Consider the following 20,194-nt stretch of genomic DNA (forward strand, 5'->3'; position numbering starts at 1 on the left):
AGGTTTGCATGATGATGAAGATGTCGAAGAAGACCTGGATCTCCGCCCTGCTGCTTGCAGGCGCCTCGCTGGCCCAGGCCACGGCCGTGGTCGGCCAGCCGGCGCCGGTCTTCAGCATTAGCGACAGCCAGGGCAAGACGGTCAGCCTGGCCGACTACAAGGGCAAGCATGTGGTGCTGGAATGGGTCAACCCGGGCTGTCCCTTTGTCAAGAAGCATTACGACAGCGGCAATATGCCGGCCACGCAGAAGAGCGCGGCTGACAAGGGCGTGGTTTGGCTGGCGGTCAGCTCCACCGCCAAATCAGCTAGCGACTATCTGGCACCGCCGCAGCTCGATGCCTGGCTGAGCAGCAAGCAAGCAGCGCCGAAGGCCACTTTGATGGACGACGACGGCAAGCTCGGGCGCGCCTATGGCGCCCGCACGACACCGCATATGTATGTGATTGATCCGGCCGGCACGCTGGTCTACGCCGGCGCGATTGACAGCAAGCCCACGGCCAACCCGGCCGACATCAAGACCGCGACCAATTACGTCAGCCAGGCCCTCAGCGAGACCCTGGCCGGAAAGCCGGTAAGCCGACCGAGCTCGACGGCCTACGGCTGCACGATCAAATACGCCAGCTAGAAGCGCTCAGGAGCTCTTGTCCGCGCGCTGGCCGCGCGGACGGTCACCACGCGGCGGTCGGCGGTCGCCGGGGCGCTGGTTGGGCCGCTGATCCGGGCGTTGGCCAGGGCGACCCTCGGGGCGCTGGGCGCGGCGGGCCTGGTCTTCGATGGCCTCTTGCCTGGCGATCTCCAGCAGTCCGTCCAGCTCCTCGTCGGCCACGCCCTTGAGCGCGCAGAAGTTCGCGCGGGTTAGTGTGGTGATCTGGAAGTCGTGCAGCAGGCCGGCGCGGTTGCGGCGCTGCTGCAGCTCAAGCTCTCGGCGCTCATCATTGAGGCTGCGCCGGCGTGCCAACTCGGTGATGGCGGCCTCACGGTGCTCGTCGGTAAGTTCGCCGGCTGGCTGGCCGTCGAGGTCGAAGCGGTGCTTGGCCTTACTTAGCGCAATCAGATAGGCGGTGCCGCCGGTATAGCGGCGCAGAAAGGCCGACAGCAGCTGCTTGGTGAACTGGCCTGGCGCGCGCTCCTGGATGTCGGCCTGGATCCGCAGCTTCAGCGGCTTGACCGGACCGTCGAACAACGCCGGGAACTGGGCCTTCAGCGCCTGGGCGCAGGCGGCCGGGGACATGGCGCCGGCTTCGGCGGGCTGAGGTGACGGGGTGGACGACATAGAGCGGTCAGCAATCAACAGGAAAGGGCTGGATTGTGCCTGCTACGAGGCCGCTCAGGCGCAAACGCGGTTGCGACCACTTTGCTTGGCTTGGTAGAGCAGGGTGTCAGCCTGCCTCATGCCGGCGCTCCATTGCGGATGTCTGGCGATATCGCAGACGCCAAGGCTGGCCGTGACCGCCAGCCCGGGCGCGATCAAGGCCCAGTCGTGGTTGGCGATTGCCTGGCGAAGGCGCTCGCAAATCAGCACGGCATCGTCCAGGCCGACCCCGTCCAGCGCGATCAGGAACTCCTCACCGCCGTAGCGCGCGGCCAGGTCCTGGCTACGGCAGTGCGCCTGCAGTAGCAGGCTCAGCTGGCGAAGCACCTGGTCGCCGATGCTGTGGGAGAAGGCGTCGTTGACTCGCTTGAAATGATCGAGGTCGATCAGGGCCACGCACAGCGCACTGTCCGTAAGGCGCGCGGCTTCGTGACGCAGGTTCAGGTAGGCATCGAGGCGGCGCCGGTTCGCCAGGCCGGTCAGCGCGTCTTCCATCGCGTCGCGGCCCAGGGCCTCGGCCCTTTGGGTCAGCTCCTGATTGGCCTGCAACAGGGCCTGTGCGTTCTGGCGTGCCGTCGCAGCCTCGGCCAGCGCGCGCTCGGTCTCCAGTCGCACCGAGAGCACGCGGGCACGCTGCTGGGCGTTGTCCAGTGCCATCTCGCCACGCAGCGCGTGAAAGCGCTTGTAAAGCCGTAGCGCTTCAGCGAACTCCTGCTGCTGCTCGGCCATCGCGGAGGCCAGCTCGTACAAGGTCACCAGCTGATTCTTGGCGCCGTCTGCCTCGCCGATCTCCAGGCCCTCGGCGGCGAGCCTCCGGGCCAGCGTCAGCTCGCCGGCCTCACGGTACATGCGCGCTAGATACTGGGCCCGCTGCACCTTGCCGGCCTGGTTCTTGCGCGCAGCCGAGAGCTGCAACTGCAGCTCGAAGGCCTCGATGGCCTCCTGCCTGCGACCCAGCAAGGCCAGCGCGGAACCCTGGTTGCTGCGTATCACCGCCTGCACATGTTGCATGCCAGCCGCTATGGCGATCTGCAAAGCCTGCTCATTGAGCTCCAGCGAGCGTTCCAGCGCGGCCCGTGCGGCTTCAGTCTGCTGCTTGTTCAGCAGGGTCTCGCCATGTTCGAGCTCGCGCCCGGCCAGATTGGTGCGCGAGATCGCGCGCATGCGCGGCACGGCGCTGTGCTCGGCAAGGGCCATCGCGCGCTGATGCCAGGCGATCGAGGCCTCGTCATTGCCCAGTTCGCCGTAGACGATGCCCAATTGGTTGTGGGCGTCGAACATCAGCTCGCTATCACCGCCCTGGGTCAGCAAGCGCATCGCCTCTTCGAGGTCGACCAGGGCCTGGTTGTTGTCGCCGACGCTCCAGCTGACCCGTGCCGCCGCCACCCGGGCGCGCGCCTGCAGGTGCGCGTCGTCCAGGCCGTGGCTCAAGGTCAGCGCACTGACGGCATGGGCGGCAGCGAGGTTGTGCTCCCCCTGTCGCTGGGCCGAATGGGCCAGCCAGACATGGGCCTGCGCCTCGGCCGGCAGATCGGCGGCTGCCGTCGCGTTGCGCAGCAGCTCGGCGGCCAGCTGTCTGCATTGCTCCCAGTTCTCGGCCGTATAGGCGGTCTGCGTCGAGCGCAGCAAGGCATGCAGGGCAGGGTCCGGCGCGGCCATGGGCAAAAGAGTCGGCGAAGTGGACTCTGATGATAGGCGCGACCGGCACAGCGCCGGCGCGGGGCTGGTGTCAAAAAGTCTCAGGCCGTGTCATCTTTGGGTTTGACGCAGGCTGGTTTGCAGACCAGCTCGGTGCGGCCCAGTACACGCTTGGATTGCAGGCTGCTGGGTGGGCGGTGTTTGCCGCATTTGAAGCAGGATCGGGTGTGACCGCTGCCGAGAAAGGGCGAACCGCCCAGTTTGGATTCGTAGCGCAGCCCGTTGTCGCTGACGCTGGTGTAGGTGTCTTTGCTCATCTGTGGTGGCCCGCTCCAAGCCAGCCAGGCCCATGGTGGATCCTGGCTTGATTACCTCTGACTTCTCACAACCCTCCAGAACATAGTAGGGCCCAGCGGGCCCGGCGGCTACCTCGCTTGCCCAGGGGTGATGTCATAAACCACCAGTTTCTGTGCGATTGGCGGCGGTGCTTGAGCGGATTTCGGGACAATCGGCGCTCCCAGAATGCGAGAGCCATGGCAAAACTGTTTTTCCGATACGCGGCGATGAACGCCGGCAAGTCCACCGCCTTGCTGCAGGTGGCCCATAACTATGAGGAGCGGGGCCATCACGTGCGCATCTTCACTTCGCAGGTGGATGACCGCTACGGGCGGGGTTTCGTGACTTCGCGGCTGGGGCCTCAGCGTGCGGCCGAGCTGTTCACGGCCGAGACCGACTTTTTGGCCGAGAACGCGGCGCGGCCTGGTGTGGCCTGCCTGCTGGTCGATGAGGCGCAGTTCCTCTCCAAGGCTCAGGTCTGGGCCCTGCATGAGCTGGCCCATGTCCACAATCTGCCGGTGATCTGCTATGGATTGCGGACCGATTTTCGGGGTGAGCTGTTCAGCGGCTCGGCGGCGCTGCTGGCGTTGGCCGATGAAATGGACGAGATGAAGACGATTTGCGACTGCGGTCGCAAGGCGACGATGAATGCGCGGCTCGACGCCGACAATCGCCGCATCACCGAGGGCGCGCAAGTCGAGATCGGCGGCAACGCCCGCTACCGTGCGGTCTGCGGGCGCTGCTTCCGGCTGGCGGCGTGAGCGCCGGGCTCAGCCCTTGCTAAGTTGCTCGTCCAGTTCCTTGCAACTGGGCGCGCAGACCGGCTGCGACTTGCCAAGGAGCTTCTTGGATTTCAGCATCGCCCGAGGGCGGTGCTTGCCGCACAGAAAGCACGACATGGTGGCCGCGCCGAAGGAGGAGGTCGCCGCAAACGGCGAGCCCGGTGCTTTAGAGCGGTAACGCAGACCATCTGCTTCGATGGTCGTTTTAGTACTGTCCTTGGCCACGCTGGTCCTGGGTAGTAAGAGAAAGGAAAGCTCGCGACGGCGGGCGGCAAGCCGCTATTTTCGTCGATCTGGCCGTCACGCCCTGAGGTCGCTATTTTCCATCATGTGCGGGCCCTCCGGTGAAGAGTCGGGAAAGCACGGTATCGGCGCGGTGGCGGCTGCCTAGAATCGCGCCGATGGCCGCCCCCGACGATGCTCCCGCCACGACCACAGGCCCGACCGCCAGCGACTACCTGGCCCAGGCCCAGCGCCACTTGTCTGAGGGGCGTTTGCGTGAGGCCCAGGGCCTGGGCGAGCGCGCGCAGCAGCTCACCCGGCGCAGCGCCGATCTGCGCGGCGAGGCCGCTGCGGTGCTGCTGATGGCCCAGGCTGAGCTGATGGGCTCGAATGTGCGCCAGGCTTGGCGCAGCAGCCGCTTGGCCGCCCAACTGTTTCGGCGCGCCTGCGACGAAGCCGGCGAAGCCCGTGCGCTGGCGCTGAATGCCAATGCCTGCAGCACCTTGGGCCATGGGGAGGAGGCCCTGGAGGTGGCGCTGCGCAGCACCGCGCTGGCCGATCGCAGCGGCGATCTGCGACTTCGCGTGCTTTGTCACAACTACCTGGCCGTAGCGCTGATGTGGAACGCCGATTTCGACGCGGCCGATGCCGCCTACGAACGCACTGGCGTGCTTGCGCTGGGCCTGGGCGATGACATCACCGCCCGCTGGCAGCCGCTGGGTAACCGCTGCACCGGCGAGCTGTTCCGACAGTTCGGCCGTCGCCATCTGCAGGGCGAAGCGATCTCGCTGGAGCGTCTGGAGCAACTGCTGGAGTCGGCGCGCGCGCTCGGGCCTTTGCGCCAGGGCGCGATGCTCAACGGCGCGTCGCCGGTGATCGCGATGCTGATTGCCGAGTGGCTGGAGGGTTTCGCGGCCTGCTGGTCGGGCCAGATGGAGCCGGCTCGGCGCCATCTGCAGCGCAGCTTCGAGCGGGTGCGCCAGCTGCGCTACTCGCCCTGGTTGCACGCCACCGTGATGTGGTTGCGCAGCGAGATCGCCTGGGCGGCCGGCCAGTGGGATGAGGCGAGCCAAGCCGCCAACGAGATGATTGCGATCGCCACCCTGGTCGAGAGCGAGAGCCTGGCGGTGCGGGGCCACGAGCTCGCTGCCCAGATCTACACGGCCCAGGGCCTGCACCATCAGGCGGTCGATGAGCTGATGGCCCTGCGCCGTCGCGAGCAGGCGATCCGAGCCGAGAGCCTAGCGCACCGCAAGCAAGTCTTGCAGGAATCTCTGGTCCTCAGCTCCCGCTGAAGCGGGGCGCCCGTTTGGCCTGCCAGGCTGCGACGCCCTCGGCCAGGTCGGCCGAGGCATTGGCGCGCTCGATATCGGCGCGCAGCGCGTCGGCGTCGAGTCTGCCCTCTGCGATCGCGTTCAGGTGTTGCTTCATGCCCAGCAAAGCCAGCGGAGCCATGCTGATCAGGCGTTCACACAGCGAAGCGATGGCTGCGCTCAGAGCCGCGCCGTCGTCGAGCAGCTCATCAAGAAATCCGCAGTCATGCATGGCCTGGGCATCCAGAGTCTGGCCGGCCAGCAGCACGCGCTTGGCGACCTGCAGGCCCAGGCGCGAGACATATCGCTCCAAGCCGCCGCGATAGAAGTGCAGGCCCAGCCGCGCCGCCGGCACGAACATCTCGCTGGCGCGCACGCCCAGGCGGAAGTCGCAGGCCAGGGCCAGGTCGGTGGCGCCGCCGTAGAGGCCGCCCTGGATCGCTGCAATGGTGATGGGGCGGGCCGCCTCCCAGTCATTGCTGAGCGCTTCGAACAGCGCTCCGGCATCGACGCCGGGTACCGCAGCGATATTGAAGCCGCTGCAGAAATGTCGGCCCTGGGCATCGAGCAGCAGCACGCGGATTGCCGGGTCGGCATTGACCTGGCGCAGTTGCTCGCGCAGGGTCTGTAGATCGATCAACTCCAGCCGATTTGCGACCTGGGGACGGCGCAGCGTGATGCGGGCGAGGGGGCCGTCGGTCTGCAACAAGGGGGCGTGGGTGGGCATGATGAAGTGCGAGCAACTCGGACCGGCTAGTCTAGTGGCCCTAAGATCACGTCATGCGGCGGCGCTCTTTTTCAACTTGCCTTACCCTGCTGCTCGCGCTTTATGCGTCCGGCAGCCCGGCCGGGCCCGAGTTGCGCTTGGTGGCCGGCGACTATCCGCCCTATATCTCGGCCACCCTCCCCGAGCAGGGGACGATGAGCGCAGAGGTGATGCGCCTTTTTCGCGCGATCGGCTATGCGCCGCGCCTGCTGCCCCTGGTGCCCTGGCCGCGCGCTTTGTTGATGGTCACTGCCGGCCAGGCCGATGCCAGCTTCGGCTGGGGCTTTTCCGAGCAGCGCCAGGTCGATTTCATCAGCAGCCGCCCTTTCTTCCGTGTACCTCGCAAGTTCTTCGCGCCGGCCGGCCACAAACCAGTCATCGAGCTCGATGATGTGGCCGGGCGTAGCCTATGCATGCCGCGCGGCTACACGTTGCCGCCCGAGATCGAGGCCTTACTGCAACAGCGGCCGCTGCGCTTGGAGCGTCCGGCCGATGGTCTTGGCTGTCTGAAGATGATGGCGGCCGGGCGGGTCGACTACTTCTTCCAGGCCGAACCGGTGGGACTGCTGCTGATCGAGCAGGCCGGCCTGGGCGGCCAGATCCGTGCGGCCAGCAATGCCATCGGCCATGCCGACTTCCACATCCTGTTGCCGCGATACCGCATCGACAGCGCGGCAATCGTACAGCGCCTCAACGAGGCCATCGCCGCGGGGCGCTGATCGCCCTATGTCCCAGCGTGGTGCTGGGGTAAGCACCAATCGCCCTGTCTTGGGGCCTTGTTTGCACCTGTGGCGGGCAGGGCGTTGCCCGCTTTTGACACAGTGGTAATCAGGTTAAAAGCAATTTCGACCGACTGGTCGGACGAAAGTTTGCCATTTGTCAATGCGGCCTCGCACTAGGACTTCACTAGGGGTTTTTGTTTAGAGTGCGCCGAGACAGCCCAGCCCGGGCGCAGGTGGTGTGTTGATGGACTTCACGATTGCAAGCATCCTGATGCTGGACGGAGTGACCAACGGGGCGATCTATGCGCTCCTTGCCTTGGCCACGGTACTGGTATTTGCGGTCACCCGCATCATCTTCATCCCGCAGGGCGAGTTCGTCGCATATGGTGCGCTGACAATGGCCGGCCTACAACTGGGCCACACGCCTGGGACGATTTGGTTCCTGCTCGCGATGGCAGTGGCGGTGGCGGTGCTGGATCTGGTGGCCGGCCTGCGCGCCGGCAAGCCGGCGGGCAAGCTGGCGCTGGCGGTGCTGCGCGCGGCGGCGCTGCCGGTGGCGATAGCGTTGTTCGCGCTCTGGGCCGCGCCGCAGAAGTTGGCGCTGGGCTGGCAGGCGCTTTTAACCCTGGCTATCGTGACGCCGATGGGCCCGCTGGTCTACCGCCTGGCCTACCAATCGCTGGCTGATGCCTCGGTGCTGGTGCTGCTGATCGTCTCGGTGGGCGTGCACTTTGCGCTGACCGGCCTGGGCCTGGTGTTCTTCGGCCCCGAGGGCTCGACCAACCCGAGCTTCTGGGACGCCAGCTTCGATCTCGGGCCGCTGACGTTATCGGGCCAGACCCTGATCATCATCATGAGCGCGGCGTCTCTGATTGTGCTGCTGTGGCTGTTCTTCGAGCACAGCCTCTATGGCAAGGCCCTGCGGGCCACCGCGGTGAACCGTCTGGGCGCGCGGCTGATGGGCATCTCCAGCACCAGCGCCGGCCAGCTGTCCTTTCTTATGGCGGCCTTCATCGGCGCGCTGTCGGGCCTCTTGATCAGCACTACGACGACGATCAACTACGACAGCGGCTTCCTAATCGGGCTGAAGGGCTTTGTCGCGGCGGTGTTTGCCGGGCTTGCCAGCTATCCGGCCGCCGCCATCGGCGCGCTGCTCGTGGGCCTGCTGGAGTCGTTCAGCTCCTTCTGGGCCAGCGCCTTCAAGGAGGTCATCGTGTTTACCTCCATCCTGCCGGTGCTGCTGTGGCGTTCGCTGCGCGACCCGCACAAAGACGAAGAATGAACAGGAAGTGAGCACCACGATGCAAGCGCGCAAACTCCTCCCGCTGGCGGGCCTGGCCCTGCTGATCGTCCTGCCCCTGCTGCCAGTGCCCGAGTACTGGATCACGCAGATGAACTACATCGGCCTGTTCGCGCTGGTGGCGCTGGGCCTGGTGCTGCTGACCGGGGTCGGCGGTCTGACGTCCTTCGGCCAGGCGGCCTTTGTCGGCCTGGGTGCCTACACGACGGCCGTGCTGAGCACAGGCTACGCAACTTCGCCCTGGCTGGCTCTGCTCATGGCCCTGGGTGTTACGGTCGTCGTCGCCCTGGTTCTAGCCCTGCTGACCCTGCGCATGTCGGGGCACTACTTGCCGCTGGCGACCATTGCTTGGGCGCTGAGCCTGAACTACCTGATGGGTAATATGGAGTTTCTCGGCAAGTACGACGGCATCCAGGGCCTGCCGGCGCTTGAGCTGTTCGGCTGGAGCTTGCGCGAGGGCCGGGCAATCTATTTCCTGATCTGGGCCTTCGCGATCCTGGCCGCGCTGGCGGTACGCAATCTGCTGGACTCGAGGCCCGGCCGCGCGATCCGCGCGCTCAATGGCGCCACGACGATGGCCGAGGCCATGGGCGTATCGACCTTTCGCTACAAGGTTCAGATCTTCGTGATCGCGGCGCTGCTAGCAGCTGTCTCGGGCTGGTTGTTCGCGCATTTCCAGCGCACCGTGAACCCCAGCCCCTTCGCGCTGAAGATGGGCATCGAGTACCTGTTCATGGCAGTGGTCGGCGGGGTCGGTACGGTCTGGGGTGCCTTCATCGGCGCCGGCATCGTCAAGATCATCGAGGATCAGTTGAAGGAAGTGCTGCCGGCCCTGCTGGGCAGCAGCGGCAACTTCGAGATCATCGTGCTGGGCGTGGTACTGGTGCTGATGCTGAAGTACGCGCCCAAGGGTCTGTGGCCCTATGTGACCGGTTTTGCCACGCGCTGGTTGCCTGCTGCCGAGCGCGCCCGCGACTGGGCCGACGCGGCCCCGTTGGCCTCGCGGCCCAAGCCGCAGGCGGGCGAGCTGCTGCTGGACGTGGACAAAGTGCGCAAGCAGTTCGGCGGCCTGGTCGCGGTCAACGATGTGAGCTTCCAGATACGCGCCGGTGAGATCGTCGGTCTGATCGGCCCGAACGGTGCCGGCAAGTCCACCACCTTCAACCTGATCACCGGCGTACTGTCGCTGACCAGTGGCGGCGTGAACTTCCGAGGCCAGGCCATCGGTGGCCAGGCCTCGCGCGAGATCGCGCGGCGCGGCATGTCACGCACCTTCCAGCACGTCAAAATGATCGCCGACATGACGGTGCTGGAGAATGTTGCGCTTGGCGGCTATCTGCGCAGCAGCAGTGGCGCGGCGCGCGCGATGCTGCGTCTGGATCGCGACGAGGAGCGGCGCCTGTTCAAGGAGGCCGAAGCCCAGTTGGTGCGCATCGGCATGGCCGGCCAGATGCACGAGCTGGCCGGCAATCTGGCGCTAGGCCCGCAGCGCCTGATGGAGATCGCCCGTGCGCTGTGCACCGATCCGGCCCTGCTGCTGCTCGACGAGCCCGCCGCCGGCCTACGCCACAAGGAGAAGCTGGCGCTGGGCGAGGTGCTGCGCCAGCTCAAGCGCGAGGGCATGAGCATCCTGCTGGTGGAGCACGATATGGAGTTCGTGATGGGGTTGACCGATCGCATCGTCGTGATGGAGTTTGGCACCAAGCTGATCGAGGGCACGCCCGAGATCGTCCAGGCCAGCCCGGAAGTCCGGGCGGCCTATCTGGGCACGGAGCATTGAGATGGCCGAGGATCTGCTGAACGTCACCAACCTGCACGCCGGCTACGGCCGAGCCGAGGTGCTGAGCGGGCTGAACCTGCGCCTGCCGCAGGGGTCGGTCGTCACCGTGATCGGCCCCAACGGCGCCGGCAAGAGCACCACGTTGAACGCGCTGATGGGTGTGCTGCCCGCCAAGGGTCAGGTCTTGTTCGACGGCGAGGATATTTCGACCCTGGGCCTGGAGGAGCGGGTCATGAAGGGGCTGGCCCTGGTGCCCGAAAAGCGTGAGCTGTTCACGACGATGAGCGTTGAGGACAACTTGGTGCTGGGTGGCTTCCGCCCGATGCGCCTGGGCCAGCGCGATTGGCGCGAGGGCCTGGAGAAGGTGTTCGAGCTGTTCCCGCGCCTGAAGGAGCGCCGCGAGCAACTGGCAGGCACCCTGTCGGGCGGCGAGCGCCAGATGCTGGCCGTGGGCCGCGCGCTGATGGCCCGGCCCAAGGTCCTGATGCTGGACGAGCCCAGCCTCGGCCTGGCCCCGCTGATCGTCAAGGAGATATTCCGCATCGTCGCGCGCCTGCGCGACACCGGCGTCTCCATTCTCTTGATCGAGCAGAACGCCCGCGCCGCGCTGGAAGTGGCCGACTACGGCTATGTGCTGGAAACCGGCGAGATCGGGTTGGAGGGCCCGGCGTCCGAGCTGGCGCGTGATCCGCGGGTCATTGAGACCTATCTGGGTGCGGCGAAGAAGACAGCCTGAGCCGCCAACGCGCCATGGCCCGCAAGAACACATGAGCCACCACAAGGCTCAGCGCGATGCCCAGCGCATAGGCGCTCACGGCCATTCCTCCACCGGCCTGATCGGGTCGCAGGAAGGGGTAGGGGTACCAACCGGTAGCTGAGCCGCGCAGCATCACAATGCTTAGATAAACGGCCGGGAAAAGCAGGGTCAGACCCAGCGATTTCGCGCTGATCTCCAGGCCATGGTCTGCGCTCGATGGCCGCAGCCACCAGTCCAGCAGCAGCGCGCAAGGCATCAGCGTGTGCAGCACGAAGTTGATCCAGGGCAGCAAGGCGCCCAGATCCACATCGCGCAGGAGCACGGCGAACACCAGGCCCACCACCAGCATATTGGCGATGGACCGAAAACGCAGCCTTTGCCAGCCGGGTCTGGCCGCAAGGCGGCCGCCGTTGAGCAGCTCGTCAAGCGCCAGGACCAGCAGCACGCTGGCTGCCAGCAGATTAGACAGGTTGGTGAAGTAGCTGAAGAAGTTGACCGGGTCCATGCCCAGGCTCAGGCCGATACGTAACTGCCAGGCAATGGCGCCCAGCGTGAGCAGGGCCAGGCTCAGGCGCAGCAGCCCCAGCGATTTCGACGGGCTGAGGTCGGGGTTGCGGCTTTGGACTTGCATCGGCTGCTCCGGACATGGTGACTGCAAGGATCGGCACGCCGCGATGGTAGCGGGCGTGTTCCCATTGTTGCGATTGGCAAGAACGAAGGCCGCCTAAACTGAGCGTCCTGCTCTTGCTGGAGGCGCGTGATGGAATTGATCGGCATGCTGGACTCGCCCTATGTGCGGCGGGTCGCCATTTCGCTGCAGTTGTTGGGCCTGCCGTTCACGCATCGCTCGATCTCGGTGTTTCGCGGCTTCGCGGAATTCAGCGCCATCAATCCGGTTGTCAAGGCGCCCAGCCTGGTCTGCGATGAGGGCACGGTGTTGATGGATTCCGGCCTGATCCTCGACTACGCCGAGGCCATGGCTGACCCTGCGCGCAGCCTGATGCCTGCCGAGCTGTCCGCACGCCGCCGTGCGTTGCGCCTGCTCGGCCTGGCGCTGGCTGGCTGCGAGAAGTCCGTGCAGATCGTCTATGAACGTGCGCTGCGTCCGAGTGAGAAGCAGCATGCGCCTTGGGTCGAGCGCATCCACGCTCAGGCGCGGGCCGCCTATGGCGCGCTGGAGGCCGAACTGGCCCGCCAGCCGCTGCCCGCACCCGCTTTGGCCATGGATCAGGCCGGGCTGACCATGGCCGTGGTCTGGCACTTCACCCGCGAACTGGTGCCCGAGCTGGCGCCGGCTGCGGACTACCCCTTGCTGACGGCCTACTCGGCGGCGGCCGAGCGGCTGCCCGCGTTCATCGCCGCGCCGCATAGTGAGGCCATTTATCAGGGCTGAGGTTGCCCGCCCCGGCTGCGCTGACCGGTCGCAGCATCCCAACATCCGAACCACAACCCATGCCCATCGCCATCATCGGTAACTCCGGCTCCGGCAAGTCCACGCTGGCTGCGGCGCTGGCCGCCGCAGGCGGTCTGCCCTGCCTTGATCTGGACACCGTGGCCTGGGAGCCTGGGCAGATCGCTGTGCCGCGCCCGCAAGCGCTGGTGCGCGCCGAGGTTCGTGCCTTTTGCCGCGACCATCCGAACTGGCTGGTCGAGGGCTGCTATACGACGCTGATCGAGGCGGCGCTGGAATTCATGCCAAGGCTTGTCTTCCTGAATCCGGGGCTGGAGGCCTGCCTGGCCAACTGCCGTGCGCGGCCGTGGGAGCCGCACAAATACGCATCGCGGCAAGAGCAGGACGCCAAGCTCGAGTTTCTGCTGTCGTGGGTTGCTGACTATTACGCTCGCAGCGGACCGCTGTCGCTTGCCGCTCACGAGGGCTGCTTCAAGGCCTATTCCGGCCCAAAGCATGAGCTTTGCTCCTTGCCAACCCTCGGCCCGCTGGACCTTGAGCTGGCGGCGTGGGTGCGCTGAAACGAGGCCAATAAAGTCGAGGCAGGCAGTGAGTTCTGGGCTGGGCTTCAAGCTGGTGCCCCTTCCCATCTTGAAAAACGACGCCGCGCTGCCATGTGAGCCTTGTCAGGGCGACGATTCGCCGCCCAGCCCTACGAGGTCCCATCCATGGCTACCGCCACACTCAAAAGCCGTATCGAGAACCTGATCGCGATGACGCAGCTGCTGGAGCGCGTCGACGCCAACCCCGCCCTGGTCGGCGCCGGGCAGTACCGCAAGCTGGTGCAGACCGTGCAGGCGCTGATAGACGCCGATGACCTGCCGGGCGACGCACTGCTTGCAGTGCTGCGCGCTAGCCCGGCTGCGGCCCAGCTGTACGAGAACCTCCATTACGATCGCTCGGGCCTGTCGCAGTCGCCGCTGGAGCTGGCGATTGACTCTGAGCTGAGTGCCCGTCAGTTTTTGGGACGGCTGCGTGAGCGCAGCGCCGACGCTCAGCAGGGCTTCGCGCCACCGCCGTCGAACATGGCCTGAGCCCGCTGCCGGACCTGCTCGTCGCTCGGGTCTTCGATATGGGTGGCGATCATCCATTGGTGGCCGAAGGGGTCGGTGATGCTGCCGCAGCGGTCACCCCAGAACTGGTCGGCCACCGGCATGCCCTGGGTCGCGCCCGCCGCCAGCGCCCGTGCCATGGCCGCATCGACATCGGGCACATAGGCCATCACGCTGCTTCCGGTGCCACCCACTGAGAGGGGGCTCAAGGCCTGGTACTCGGGCCGCTCCTCGCTCAGCATGAAGCGGGCTGGGCCTATCATCATTTCGGCATGCATGACCTTGCCATCCGGCGCGTCGAGCCGGAATACCAGGGCGGCGTTGAGCACCTGCTGGTAGAAGCCGATCGCGTCCGCCGCGCCGCGAATCACGAGGTAAGGAATCGCTCCGCGCGATTCGGGCACCGGCTCGACCTTGGGCGTGGCCAGCTCGGCGCGCAGCCGGTCCTCCTGCGCGCGCAGCTCAGGTGTCAACTCGGCGCCGAAATCCTCGCTCTCGAAGATCTGGCGCAGCTCGACCTCGCTGTTCTCGCCCATCGGATTCGGGCATCGCTTGACCCACTCGATAGCCTCCTCGCGCGACTTGACCTGCCAGATCCAGAAGCCGGCGATCAGCTCCTTGGTTTGTGCAAAAGGTCCGTCGACGACCGAGCGCTCTTTGCCCGAGAAGCGCACCCGCGCACCTTTGCTGCTGGGGTGCAAGCCCTCGCCGGACAGCATCACGCCGGCCTTGATGAGTTCTTCGTTGAAATTGCCCATCTCGGTGAGCAACTGTTCGTCGGGCATCTGGCCGGCTTCGCTGTTCTTGTCGGCTTTGATCAAAACCATGAATCGCATCGTGTCTCTCCTTGATGTGGTGGTTGGCTACAAGTCCACGACGGCACAACGCTGGCCAGATCGACAAAGCAATCGAAGAGTTTTTGTAACGGGGGTGTGCCACTGGGGCCTCTGCGCTGGCTAGTGGCGTCGCATCCAGCGGGCTGCCAGCCCAAACAAGGCCTCGAACAGCAGAGCCAGCGTGGCTGAGGGCAGGGCGCCGGCCAGCAGCAGGTCTTTGTCGTTCAGCGCTAGGCCGGTGACGATTCGCTCGCCATAGCCGCCGGCACCAATAAAGGCTGCAATCGTCGCAGTGCCGACCGTGATGCTGGTGGCGGTGCGTATACCGGCAACCAGGGTTGGCAGGGCCAGCGGAAGCTCGATCAGTCGAAGGCGCTGCAGCGTGGTGAAGCCGAGTGCGGTGCCGGCCAAGCGCAGGCCTTGCGGCACCTCGGCCAGTCCCACGCAGGTGTTGCGCATGATGGGTAGCAGCGCATAAAGCGTCAGCGCTAGCAGGGCTGGTAGCGCGCCGATGCGATCGATCCAGGAGATCAGCACCGCAAGCAGGGCCAGCGACGGGATCGTCTGCAGCAGCCCGCTGGCGCCCAGCACCAGGGCGCGCGGCCCGGCGTGGGGTGCCACCGCGATCGCTAGCGGCACGCCGATCAGCACCGCCAGCGCGACCGATACCAGCACCAAGGTCAGGTGTTGTCCGGTCACCCGGAGCAGGTCGGGGCCGAAGAGCTTGGCCCAGAAGCCGGGGGCCTGGACCTTGTCGCTCGCGCCAGCGCTGCCGTTCCGATGCTCTCTGGCAATCGCCTCAAAGCCCTGGCCCTGCAGCTCGGCCCGGGCATTCAACGCGATCATGGTCTTCTCGTCGATGCTGCCGCTCAGGCGCTGCAGCGCGGCCCAGGCGGCAGGGAAGCGCTGCGGCACATCGAGCCGGTACAGCAGCAGCGCGTCGTAGCGCGGAAAGTAGGCAGCATCATCGACCAGCACGGTCAGGCCGAGGTGAGCGATCTTGGCGTCTGTCGTGTAGATGTCGATCACATCGATCTGGCCGGCAGTCACCGCCTCATAGGCCAGGCCATGATCCAGGCCGGTGGGTTGTTGTGCCAGGCCATAGCGCTGCGCCAGGCCGCGCCAGCCGTCGGCACGGCCGATGAACTCATTGCTCAGGCCCAGGCGTAGCGAGGGATGGGCGGCCAGATCGGACAGCGTGGCGATGCCCATGCGGCGTGCGGTCTGCGTCTTCATCGCCAGGGCATAGCCATTGTTGAAGCCCAGCGGAACGGCCACGCCCAGGCCCAGCGGCTTGAGCTGTTCGTTCATCGCCACCAGCGAGGCCGATGGTTGGGCATTCTTCAGGATCTCCAGGTCTATCGTGCCGACATACTCGGGATAGAGGTCAATGCTGCCGGCACGCAGCGCCGCATAGACGATGGCCGTGTTGCCCAGGCCCGGCTTGAGCTCGACACTTGCATGGGGCCGGGCCGTCTGGGCCAAAAGCTCGGCCAGGATGTAGGCCTCGGTGAAACGCTTGGAGCCGATGCGCAGCGGCTCCTGGGCCCAGGCCGTGACGGTAACGAGCAACTGCAGGGCGAGGGCGATAAGCAGAGCGCGGGGGCGGGTCATGCGGGCAGCATCGGCGATGCCCGGTGCAGGGTCAAGTCTTGTCCGGCAAGAACAGCGCGATCGGCGCGGGCTGCAGCGGCGCGCGCTGGCCGCGCGCGTCCCAGCCCAGCAGCTGCTGGGTGATCGGCCCGCAGACGCGGCCCTGGCAAGCCCCCATGCCGCAGCGGGTCTGCAGCTTGGCATCGCGCCAGCCGCGCTGCGCCTTCAGCGCACCCAGACTGACGTCCTCGCAGCGGCAGATGAGGGTCTTGGTTTCTGCCAGTTGCAGCAGCTCGGGGCGCAAGGCGAAGCTGCGGGCCAGGCGACGCGCGAAGCGCTGGGCTTTGCGGTGGGCAGACTGCAGCGGTTGTCCGTCCTGGTCCAGCATCTGCAGCGCCGCCAACTCGCCCTCGACTTGCGCCTTGTCGGCCCCGCCGATGCCGGTGCATTCACCGGCAGCCCAGACCTGGGGCAGCGAGGTCCGCATTTGGGCATCGACCGCGATGGCATCGGCTTGAAGGCGGCAGCCCAGTAGCTCGGCCAGTTCTGTATTGGGCAACAAGCCGAAGCCGACGCCCAATTCGTCGCAGGCCAGCTGTTGCTCGCTGTGGCCGTCGCTGATCACGACGGCTTCGAGCTTTTCGCTGCCGATTGCGCGCCGCACCCAGAGGCCGTTGCGGTAGCGGTCGCGCAGCCGCCAGCCCAGGCCGGCGGCCTGTCCCAGCCGGGCTGCGTCCAGGCCGGCGGCAAAACCCAGCAGTGCGGCGCGCGAGGCTTGCTCGGCGATCAGCAGCAGATCGGCGCCGGCCGCGCGGGCAGTGTCGGCCGCGGCCAGCAGCAGCGGGCCCGATCCGGCCAGCACGACACGCCGGCCGGCGACCGGCCAGCCATTCTTGATCAGCGCCTGCAGGCCACCGGCACCATGTACGCCGGGCAGGGTCCAGCCGGGGAAGGGTAGAAAGCGCTCGCGCGCGCCTAGCGCTAGCAGCAGCTGTGGCGCGCGTACCCAAAGCCCGCGCTGTGCCTGCGTGTCGTGTAGCAGCAGGCGCTGCGGGCCATCGGCATCGACCACCGCATGGCCGGCCAGCCGCTGCAGCAGCGGGCTGGCCTGCGCCACATCCAGCGCTCGAGTCCAGTGCGGCGGCAGGCTAGCACGCCAGATCTGGCCGCCGGGCCGCGCACCCTGGTCAACCCAGACCACGCGTCGGCCGGCAGCTATCAGGCGGCAGACGGCGGCGATGCCGGCCGGGCCGGCGCCCACGACGGTGATATCGGCGTCCATAGTCCTGTTCATCATGTCGTCGCTATCACCATGCCGGCGGTGGCCGGGCTCATGCAGGCCAGCCGGTTGGCCACGCCGTCGATCGAGACCCGGCATTCCTGGCATTGCCCCATGCCGCAGAAGGCGGCGCGCGGCTGGCCGCTGACCGAGCGGCGCGTCGCGCTCAGGCCGGCATGGGCCAGGGCAGCCGCCACGCTACAGCCGGCCGGCACCGCGTGCGGCTGGCCATCGATGTGCAAGACGATCTTGTCGTTCATCACAGCAGGCGCGCCGGCGCATAGGGCGCGGGGTTCAACAAGGTCGGCTGGCCCAGGCTCAGCTGTGCCAGCAGCTCGGCCGTGGCCAGCGAGGTCGTGATGCCCAGGCCCTCATGGCCGCAGGCCAGCCAGACCCGCGGGTGCCCGGGGTGGGCGCCGATCAGCGGCTGGCCATCGCGACTGGCCGGGCGCAGTCCGGTCCAGCAGCGCAGCAGGCCTAGCTCGGCCAGCTCGGGCAGATAGTCGCAGGCCAGCGCCAGCATCGCTTCGAGCATTGTGCGATCCAGCGCAGCATCGCTGCGGCCGATCTGGCGCGAAGAGCCGATCAAGAGCTGGCCATCGGGGCGCGGCTGCACGTTGAAGGACACCGAGTCCTGGTCGGCCAGATGGGCCTTTTTGATGTAGCCCAGCTCAACCAACTGATGAGTGACGCGCTGTTCATTTCGCCGGACGCACCGCTGAGTGATCGCCAGTTGGCCCTTCTTCGGCAGCAGCCAGCCCGGCGGCAGCCAGCGCTGGCTGGCCAGGCCGGCCGTCAGCACGATCAGGCCGCCCCAGAGCCGCCGGCCATCGGCCAGGCTCAGGCTATGGCCATCCATGCCGATGACCTCGCCGCTGATCAGCTCGCAGCCCTGCAGCCAGTGTGCAGCGACCTTGGGCGGGTAGACGCGGCCGTCGCCCGGCACGCGCAGCGCTCCGGCCAGGCCGGAGCGCAGCATAGGTTCCAGCCCTGCCAGCGCGGTGGCGTCGATCACCTCTGCTGCGATACCGCGTGCCGCATACCAGGCCTGCTTTCGACAGGCCAGCGCCAGCTCCTGATCGTCGGCGGCGAGCCACAGCGTGCCGCAGCGTCCATGCTCGACTTGCGCGCCATGGCCGGCGCTCTCGTCCAGCCAGTCCTGCCACAACCGCATCGAACGCTGGCTCAGTGCGAACTCGGCGTGCCCTGCTCCGGTGGTTTCGCCTGCCTCGTCGTCGACCACCAACAGATGGCCCATCGAGGCCGCCGTCGCGCCGCCGCCGACTGCGCCCGATTCGATCACGGCCACACTGAGCCCCTGGCGGGCGAACTCGCGCGCGCAGGCCGCGCCGACGATGCCGGCGCCGACGATCAGCACGTCGGCCCGGCGGGTGCTGGCGACGGTGGTCTTCAGGCGATGCCCCAGGCGAAGGGATCGCCGTCCTGGAACACCAGGCTGGCGTCCAGGTTTACATGGGCGCGGCCATGGATGGTAGGCAAGACCTGGCCCGGCTCGCCGGGCCGGTAGCTTGCGGCAAACACGCTGCCGATCACGCTCTCTTGCTGCCAAATCGCACCGGGTGCGAGCTTGCCATCGGCCGCCAGGCAGGCGATCTTGGCGCTGGTGCCGGTGCCGCAGGGGCTGCGGTCATAGGCCTTGCCTGGGCACAGCACGAAGTTGCGGCCGTTGTGGGCCGGGTCGGCCGGCGGGCCCAGCAGCTCGATATGGTCAATCTCGGCGCCTGCGGCGCCGCTGACACCCTGGCGCGGCAACTCCTGGCGCAGCGCCCAGGCGAAGTCGGTCAGCGCCTCGACCGATGCCAACGCCAGGCTCAGGCCATGGTCTTCGCACAGAAAGAACCAGTTGCCGCCCCAGGCGACATCGCCATGCACGGTCCTGCCGGCGATCCGGACGGCGACCCGCTTGGCGTGGCGCCAGGCCGGCACATTGGCGATGCTGACGCTGCCGTCTTGATGAAGCCGCGCCGTGATCCGGCCCACCGGGGTCTCGATCAGGTGCTCGCCGGGCTGGATGCGACCCAGATAGGACAGAGTCGCGACCAGGCCGATGCTGCCGTGGCCGCACATGCCCAGATAGCCGACATTGTTGAAGAAGATCACGCCGGCCGTGCTGTCCGGCAGTTCGGGCTCGCATAGCAGCGCGCCGACCATCACGTCTGAGCCGCGCGGCTCCATCACGACGGCGCGGCGCCACGCATCGTGCTCGGTGCGAAAGCGCTGCAGGCGTTCGGCCATGCTGCCTGCGCCGAGGTCGGGGCCGCCGCTGACGATCAACCGGGTCGGTTCGCCGCCGGTATGCGAATCAACAACGCGAGCCGTGCTCATTCGATCACCGCCTGGGCAAAATGGCGCAGATAGTCCATCAAGGCGTCACTGGCCTGCGCGGCCTGCTCGCCGTCGCCGCCGGCAATGGCCTGGGCCAGCAGCAGATGGCGACGCGCACCCTCCTTGATATCGCCCTGGTGCTGGTAGGCATACCAGAAGCGCCGGCACTGGATCACCATGGGCACGACGGCGGCCACAGCGAAGGGGTTGCGGCAAGCCGCGTGGTTGACCCGGTCCAGCGCCTGGTCGGCATCCATATAGGCGGCCAAATTGTCGTCCTCGCCGGCCTTGACCATGCTGCGGGCGCAGCTCAGCAGGTCTTCGCGCTGGGCCGGCGTGGCGCGCCGGGCCGAGGTTGCGGCGATCAAGCGCTCTAGCACGCGGCGCGCCTCGACCAGGTCCAAATGCTCTGCCAGCCAGATATCGCTGACCCGCAGGCCGCGTCGCGGCAGCTGCACGATCAGGCCGTTGGAGACCAGGCGCATCAGCGCCTCGCGAGTGGGCGTGCGCCCCAGGCCGGTGCGCTCGATCAGCTCGGCCTCGACGATAGGTGCGCCGGGCTTGAGCATCAAGGTGGCGATCATCGATTCGAGCGCGTCATAGGCCTGGTCGGCCACGCGGCGCTTGTTGTCGTGTTCGGGGGCTTCGGGGCTGTCGGTCATGGCGGCATCATCGCAGGCCGATAGGCTTTGGCCAGCAGGGTTTGCAA

At 66.9% G+C, this 20,194-nt stretch carries 23 protein-coding genes and 1 pseudogene; 10 read left to right on the top strand and 14 right to left on the bottom strand.

Going from position 1 to position 20,194, the window contains the following annotated elements; genetic code table 11:
* Nucleotides 1–8: 8 nt before the first annotated feature.
* Complete coding sequence (locus OOZ63_RS02450) at nucleotides 9–626, top strand: thioredoxin family protein (RefSeq protein WP_416234676.1); 618 nt, start codon at nucleotides 9–11, stop codon at nucleotides 624–626.
* Nucleotides 627–632: 6 nt separating this feature from the next.
* Here OOZ63_RS02450 and OOZ63_RS02455 read toward each other — a convergent pair whose 3' ends face one another.
* From OOZ63_RS02455 to OOZ63_RS02465, 3 genes are all read right to left on the bottom strand, one after another.
* Entirely contained in the window at nucleotides 633–1,232 is a 600-nt protein-coding gene (locus OOZ63_RS02455; RefSeq protein ID WP_266003692.1) for a ProQ/FinO family protein, read from the bottom strand.
* Nucleotides 1,233–1,328: 96 nt separating this feature from the next.
* Nucleotides 1,329–2,972, bottom strand: coding sequence for a GGDEF domain-containing protein (locus OOZ63_RS02460; RefSeq protein ID WP_266003693.1), 1,644 nt, complete (start codon nucleotides 2,970–2,972; stop codon nucleotides 1,329–1,331).
* An 80-nt stretch (nucleotides 2,973–3,052) separates the two neighbouring features.
* The gene (locus tag OOZ63_RS02465) at nucleotides 3,053–3,268 is read right to left on the bottom strand and encodes a hypothetical protein (protein WP_137944707.1); all 216 of its coding nucleotides are present in this window, start codon (nucleotides 3,266–3,268) and stop codon (nucleotides 3,053–3,055) included.
* 216 nt (nucleotides 3,269–3,484) lie between these two features.
* Here OOZ63_RS02465 and OOZ63_RS02470 point away from each other — a divergent pair, with 216 nt between their 5' ends.
* Complete coding sequence (locus OOZ63_RS02470) at nucleotides 3,485–4,048, top strand: thymidine kinase (protein ID WP_266003694.1); 564 nt, start codon at nucleotides 3,485–3,487, stop codon at nucleotides 4,046–4,048.
* Nucleotides 4,049–4,057: 9 nt separating this feature from the next.
* Here OOZ63_RS02470 and OOZ63_RS02475 read toward each other — a convergent pair whose 3' ends face one another.
* Nucleotides 4,058–4,294 carry a hypothetical protein gene (locus OOZ63_RS02475; protein ID WP_102766008.1) on the bottom strand — a complete coding sequence of 79 codons (237 nt, stop codon included), beginning with the start codon at nucleotides 4,292–4,294 and terminating at the stop codon, nucleotides 4,058–4,060.
* Between the two features lie 176 nt (nucleotides 4,295–4,470).
* Between OOZ63_RS02475 and OOZ63_RS02480 the strand changes: the two genes are divergently transcribed.
* Complete coding sequence (locus OOZ63_RS02480; protein WP_266003695.1) at nucleotides 4,471–5,586, top strand: hypothetical protein; 1,116 nt, start codon at nucleotides 4,471–4,473, stop codon at nucleotides 5,584–5,586.
* On the opposite strand, the gene OOZ63_RS02485 is transcribed toward OOZ63_RS02480, so the two are convergent.
* A complete protein-coding gene (locus OOZ63_RS02485; RefSeq protein ID WP_266003696.1) occupies nucleotides 5,573–6,331 on the bottom strand; it encodes an enoyl-CoA hydratase/isomerase family protein in 759 nt (252 codons plus the stop codon). The two genes, OOZ63_RS02480 and OOZ63_RS02485, sit on opposite strands and share 14 nt — an antisense overlap.
* Nucleotides 6,332–6,384: 53 nt before the next feature.
* Between OOZ63_RS02485 and OOZ63_RS02490 the strand changes: the two genes are divergently transcribed.
* From OOZ63_RS02490 to OOZ63_RS02505, 4 genes are all read left to right on the top strand, one after another.
* The gene (locus tag OOZ63_RS02490) at nucleotides 6,385–7,089 is read left to right on the top strand and encodes a substrate-binding periplasmic protein (RefSeq protein WP_266003697.1); all 705 of its coding nucleotides are present in this window, start codon (nucleotides 6,385–6,387) and stop codon (nucleotides 7,087–7,089) included.
* Between the two features lie 247 nt (nucleotides 7,090–7,336).
* Nucleotides 7,337–8,374: a branched-chain amino acid ABC transporter permease gene (locus OOZ63_RS02495; protein WP_266003698.1), complete on the top strand. Its 1,038-nt coding sequence runs from the start codon at nucleotides 7,337–7,339 to the stop codon at nucleotides 8,372–8,374.
* Nucleotides 8,375–8,393: 19 nt separating this feature from the next.
* Nucleotides 8,394–10,172 carry an ABC transporter permease subunit gene (locus tag OOZ63_RS02500; RefSeq protein ID WP_266003699.1) on the top strand — a complete coding sequence of 593 codons (1,779 nt, stop codon included), beginning with the start codon at nucleotides 8,394–8,396 and terminating at the stop codon, nucleotides 10,170–10,172.
* A 1-nt stretch (nucleotide 10,173) separates the two neighbouring features.
* Entirely contained in the window at nucleotides 10,174–10,908 is a 735-nt protein-coding gene (locus OOZ63_RS02505) for an ABC transporter ATP-binding protein (protein WP_266003700.1), read from the top strand.
* Here OOZ63_RS02505 and OOZ63_RS02510 read toward each other — a convergent pair.
* Nucleotides 10,868–11,560: a Pr6Pr family membrane protein gene (locus OOZ63_RS02510; protein ID WP_266003701.1), complete on the bottom strand. Its 693-nt coding sequence runs from the start codon at nucleotides 11,558–11,560 to the stop codon at nucleotides 10,868–10,870. The genes OOZ63_RS02505 and OOZ63_RS02510 overlap by 41 nt on opposite strands.
* A gap of 129 nt (nucleotides 11,561–11,689) precedes the next feature.
* On the opposite strand from OOZ63_RS02510, the gene OOZ63_RS02515 reads away from it, so the two are divergent.
* From OOZ63_RS02515 to OOZ63_RS02525, 3 genes are all read left to right on the top strand, one after another.
* Entirely contained in the window at nucleotides 11,690–12,322 is a 633-nt protein-coding gene (locus tag OOZ63_RS02515; protein ID WP_266003702.1) for a glutathione S-transferase family protein, read from the top strand.
* A gap of 59 nt (nucleotides 12,323–12,381) precedes the next feature.
* On the top strand, nucleotides 12,382–12,900 hold the full coding sequence (locus OOZ63_RS02520; protein WP_266003703.1) for a hypothetical protein: 519 nt from the start codon (nucleotides 12,382–12,384) through the stop codon (nucleotides 12,898–12,900).
* Between the two features lie 147 nt (nucleotides 12,901–13,047).
* A complete protein-coding gene (locus OOZ63_RS02525) occupies nucleotides 13,048–13,413 on the top strand; it encodes a hypothetical protein (RefSeq protein ID WP_266003704.1) in 366 nt (121 codons plus the stop codon).
* Here OOZ63_RS02525 and OOZ63_RS02530 read toward each other — a convergent pair.
* The 8 genes and pseudogenes from OOZ63_RS02530 to OOZ63_RS02565 all read right to left on the bottom strand — a co-directional run bounded on the left by OOZ63_RS02530 (nucleotide 13,374) and on the right by OOZ63_RS02565 (nucleotide 20,147).
* Nucleotides 13,374–13,835: a VOC family protein gene (locus tag OOZ63_RS02530; RefSeq protein ID WP_266003794.1), complete on the bottom strand. Its 462-nt coding sequence runs from the start codon at nucleotides 13,833–13,835 to the stop codon at nucleotides 13,374–13,376. The genes OOZ63_RS02525 and OOZ63_RS02530 overlap by 40 nt on opposite strands.
* 21 nt (nucleotides 13,836–13,856) lie before the next feature.
* A pseudogene (locus OOZ63_RS02535) lies at nucleotides 13,857–14,267 on the bottom strand (YciI family protein); the annotation flags it as partial.
* Nucleotides 14,268–14,387: 120 nt separating this feature from the next.
* Complete coding sequence (locus OOZ63_RS02540; protein WP_266003705.1) at nucleotides 14,388–15,881, bottom strand: glycine betaine ABC transporter substrate-binding protein; 1,494 nt, start codon at nucleotides 15,879–15,881, stop codon at nucleotides 14,388–14,390.
* 31 nt (nucleotides 15,882–15,912) lie between these two features.
* Nucleotides 15,913–17,157, bottom strand: coding sequence for an FAD-dependent oxidoreductase (locus tag OOZ63_RS02545; protein ID WP_266003706.1), 1,245 nt, complete (start codon nucleotides 17,155–17,157; stop codon nucleotides 15,913–15,915).
* Nucleotides 17,154–17,399 (bottom strand): (2Fe-2S)-binding protein, encoded by a 246-nt coding sequence (locus tag OOZ63_RS02550; RefSeq protein WP_266003707.1) that lies wholly within the window; start codon nucleotides 17,397–17,399, stop codon nucleotides 17,154–17,156. The genes OOZ63_RS02545 and OOZ63_RS02550 overlap by 4 nt, the downstream gene beginning before the upstream one ends.
* A complete protein-coding gene (locus OOZ63_RS02555) occupies nucleotides 17,399–18,553 on the bottom strand; it encodes an NAD(P)/FAD-dependent oxidoreductase (protein WP_266003796.1) in 1,155 nt (384 codons plus the stop codon). Before OOZ63_RS02555 ends, OOZ63_RS02550 begins: the two co-directional genes overlap by 1 nt.
* Nucleotides 18,550–19,485, bottom strand: coding sequence for a 4-hydroxyproline epimerase (locus OOZ63_RS02560; RefSeq protein WP_266003708.1), 936 nt, complete (start codon nucleotides 19,483–19,485; stop codon nucleotides 18,550–18,552). The genes OOZ63_RS02555 and OOZ63_RS02560 overlap by 4 nt, the downstream gene beginning before the upstream one ends.
* Nucleotides 19,482–20,147, bottom strand: coding sequence for a GntR family transcriptional regulator (locus tag OOZ63_RS02565; RefSeq protein WP_266003709.1), 666 nt, complete (start codon nucleotides 20,145–20,147; stop codon nucleotides 19,482–19,484). Before OOZ63_RS02565 ends, OOZ63_RS02560 begins: the two co-directional genes overlap by 4 nt.
* Nucleotides 20,148–20,194 lie beyond the last annotated feature (47 nt).

The organism is Paucibacter sp. PLA-PC-4, from assembly GCF_026241155.1.
Taxonomy (GTDB): Bacteria; Pseudomonadota; Gammaproteobacteria; order Burkholderiales; family Burkholderiaceae_C; genus Roseateles_E.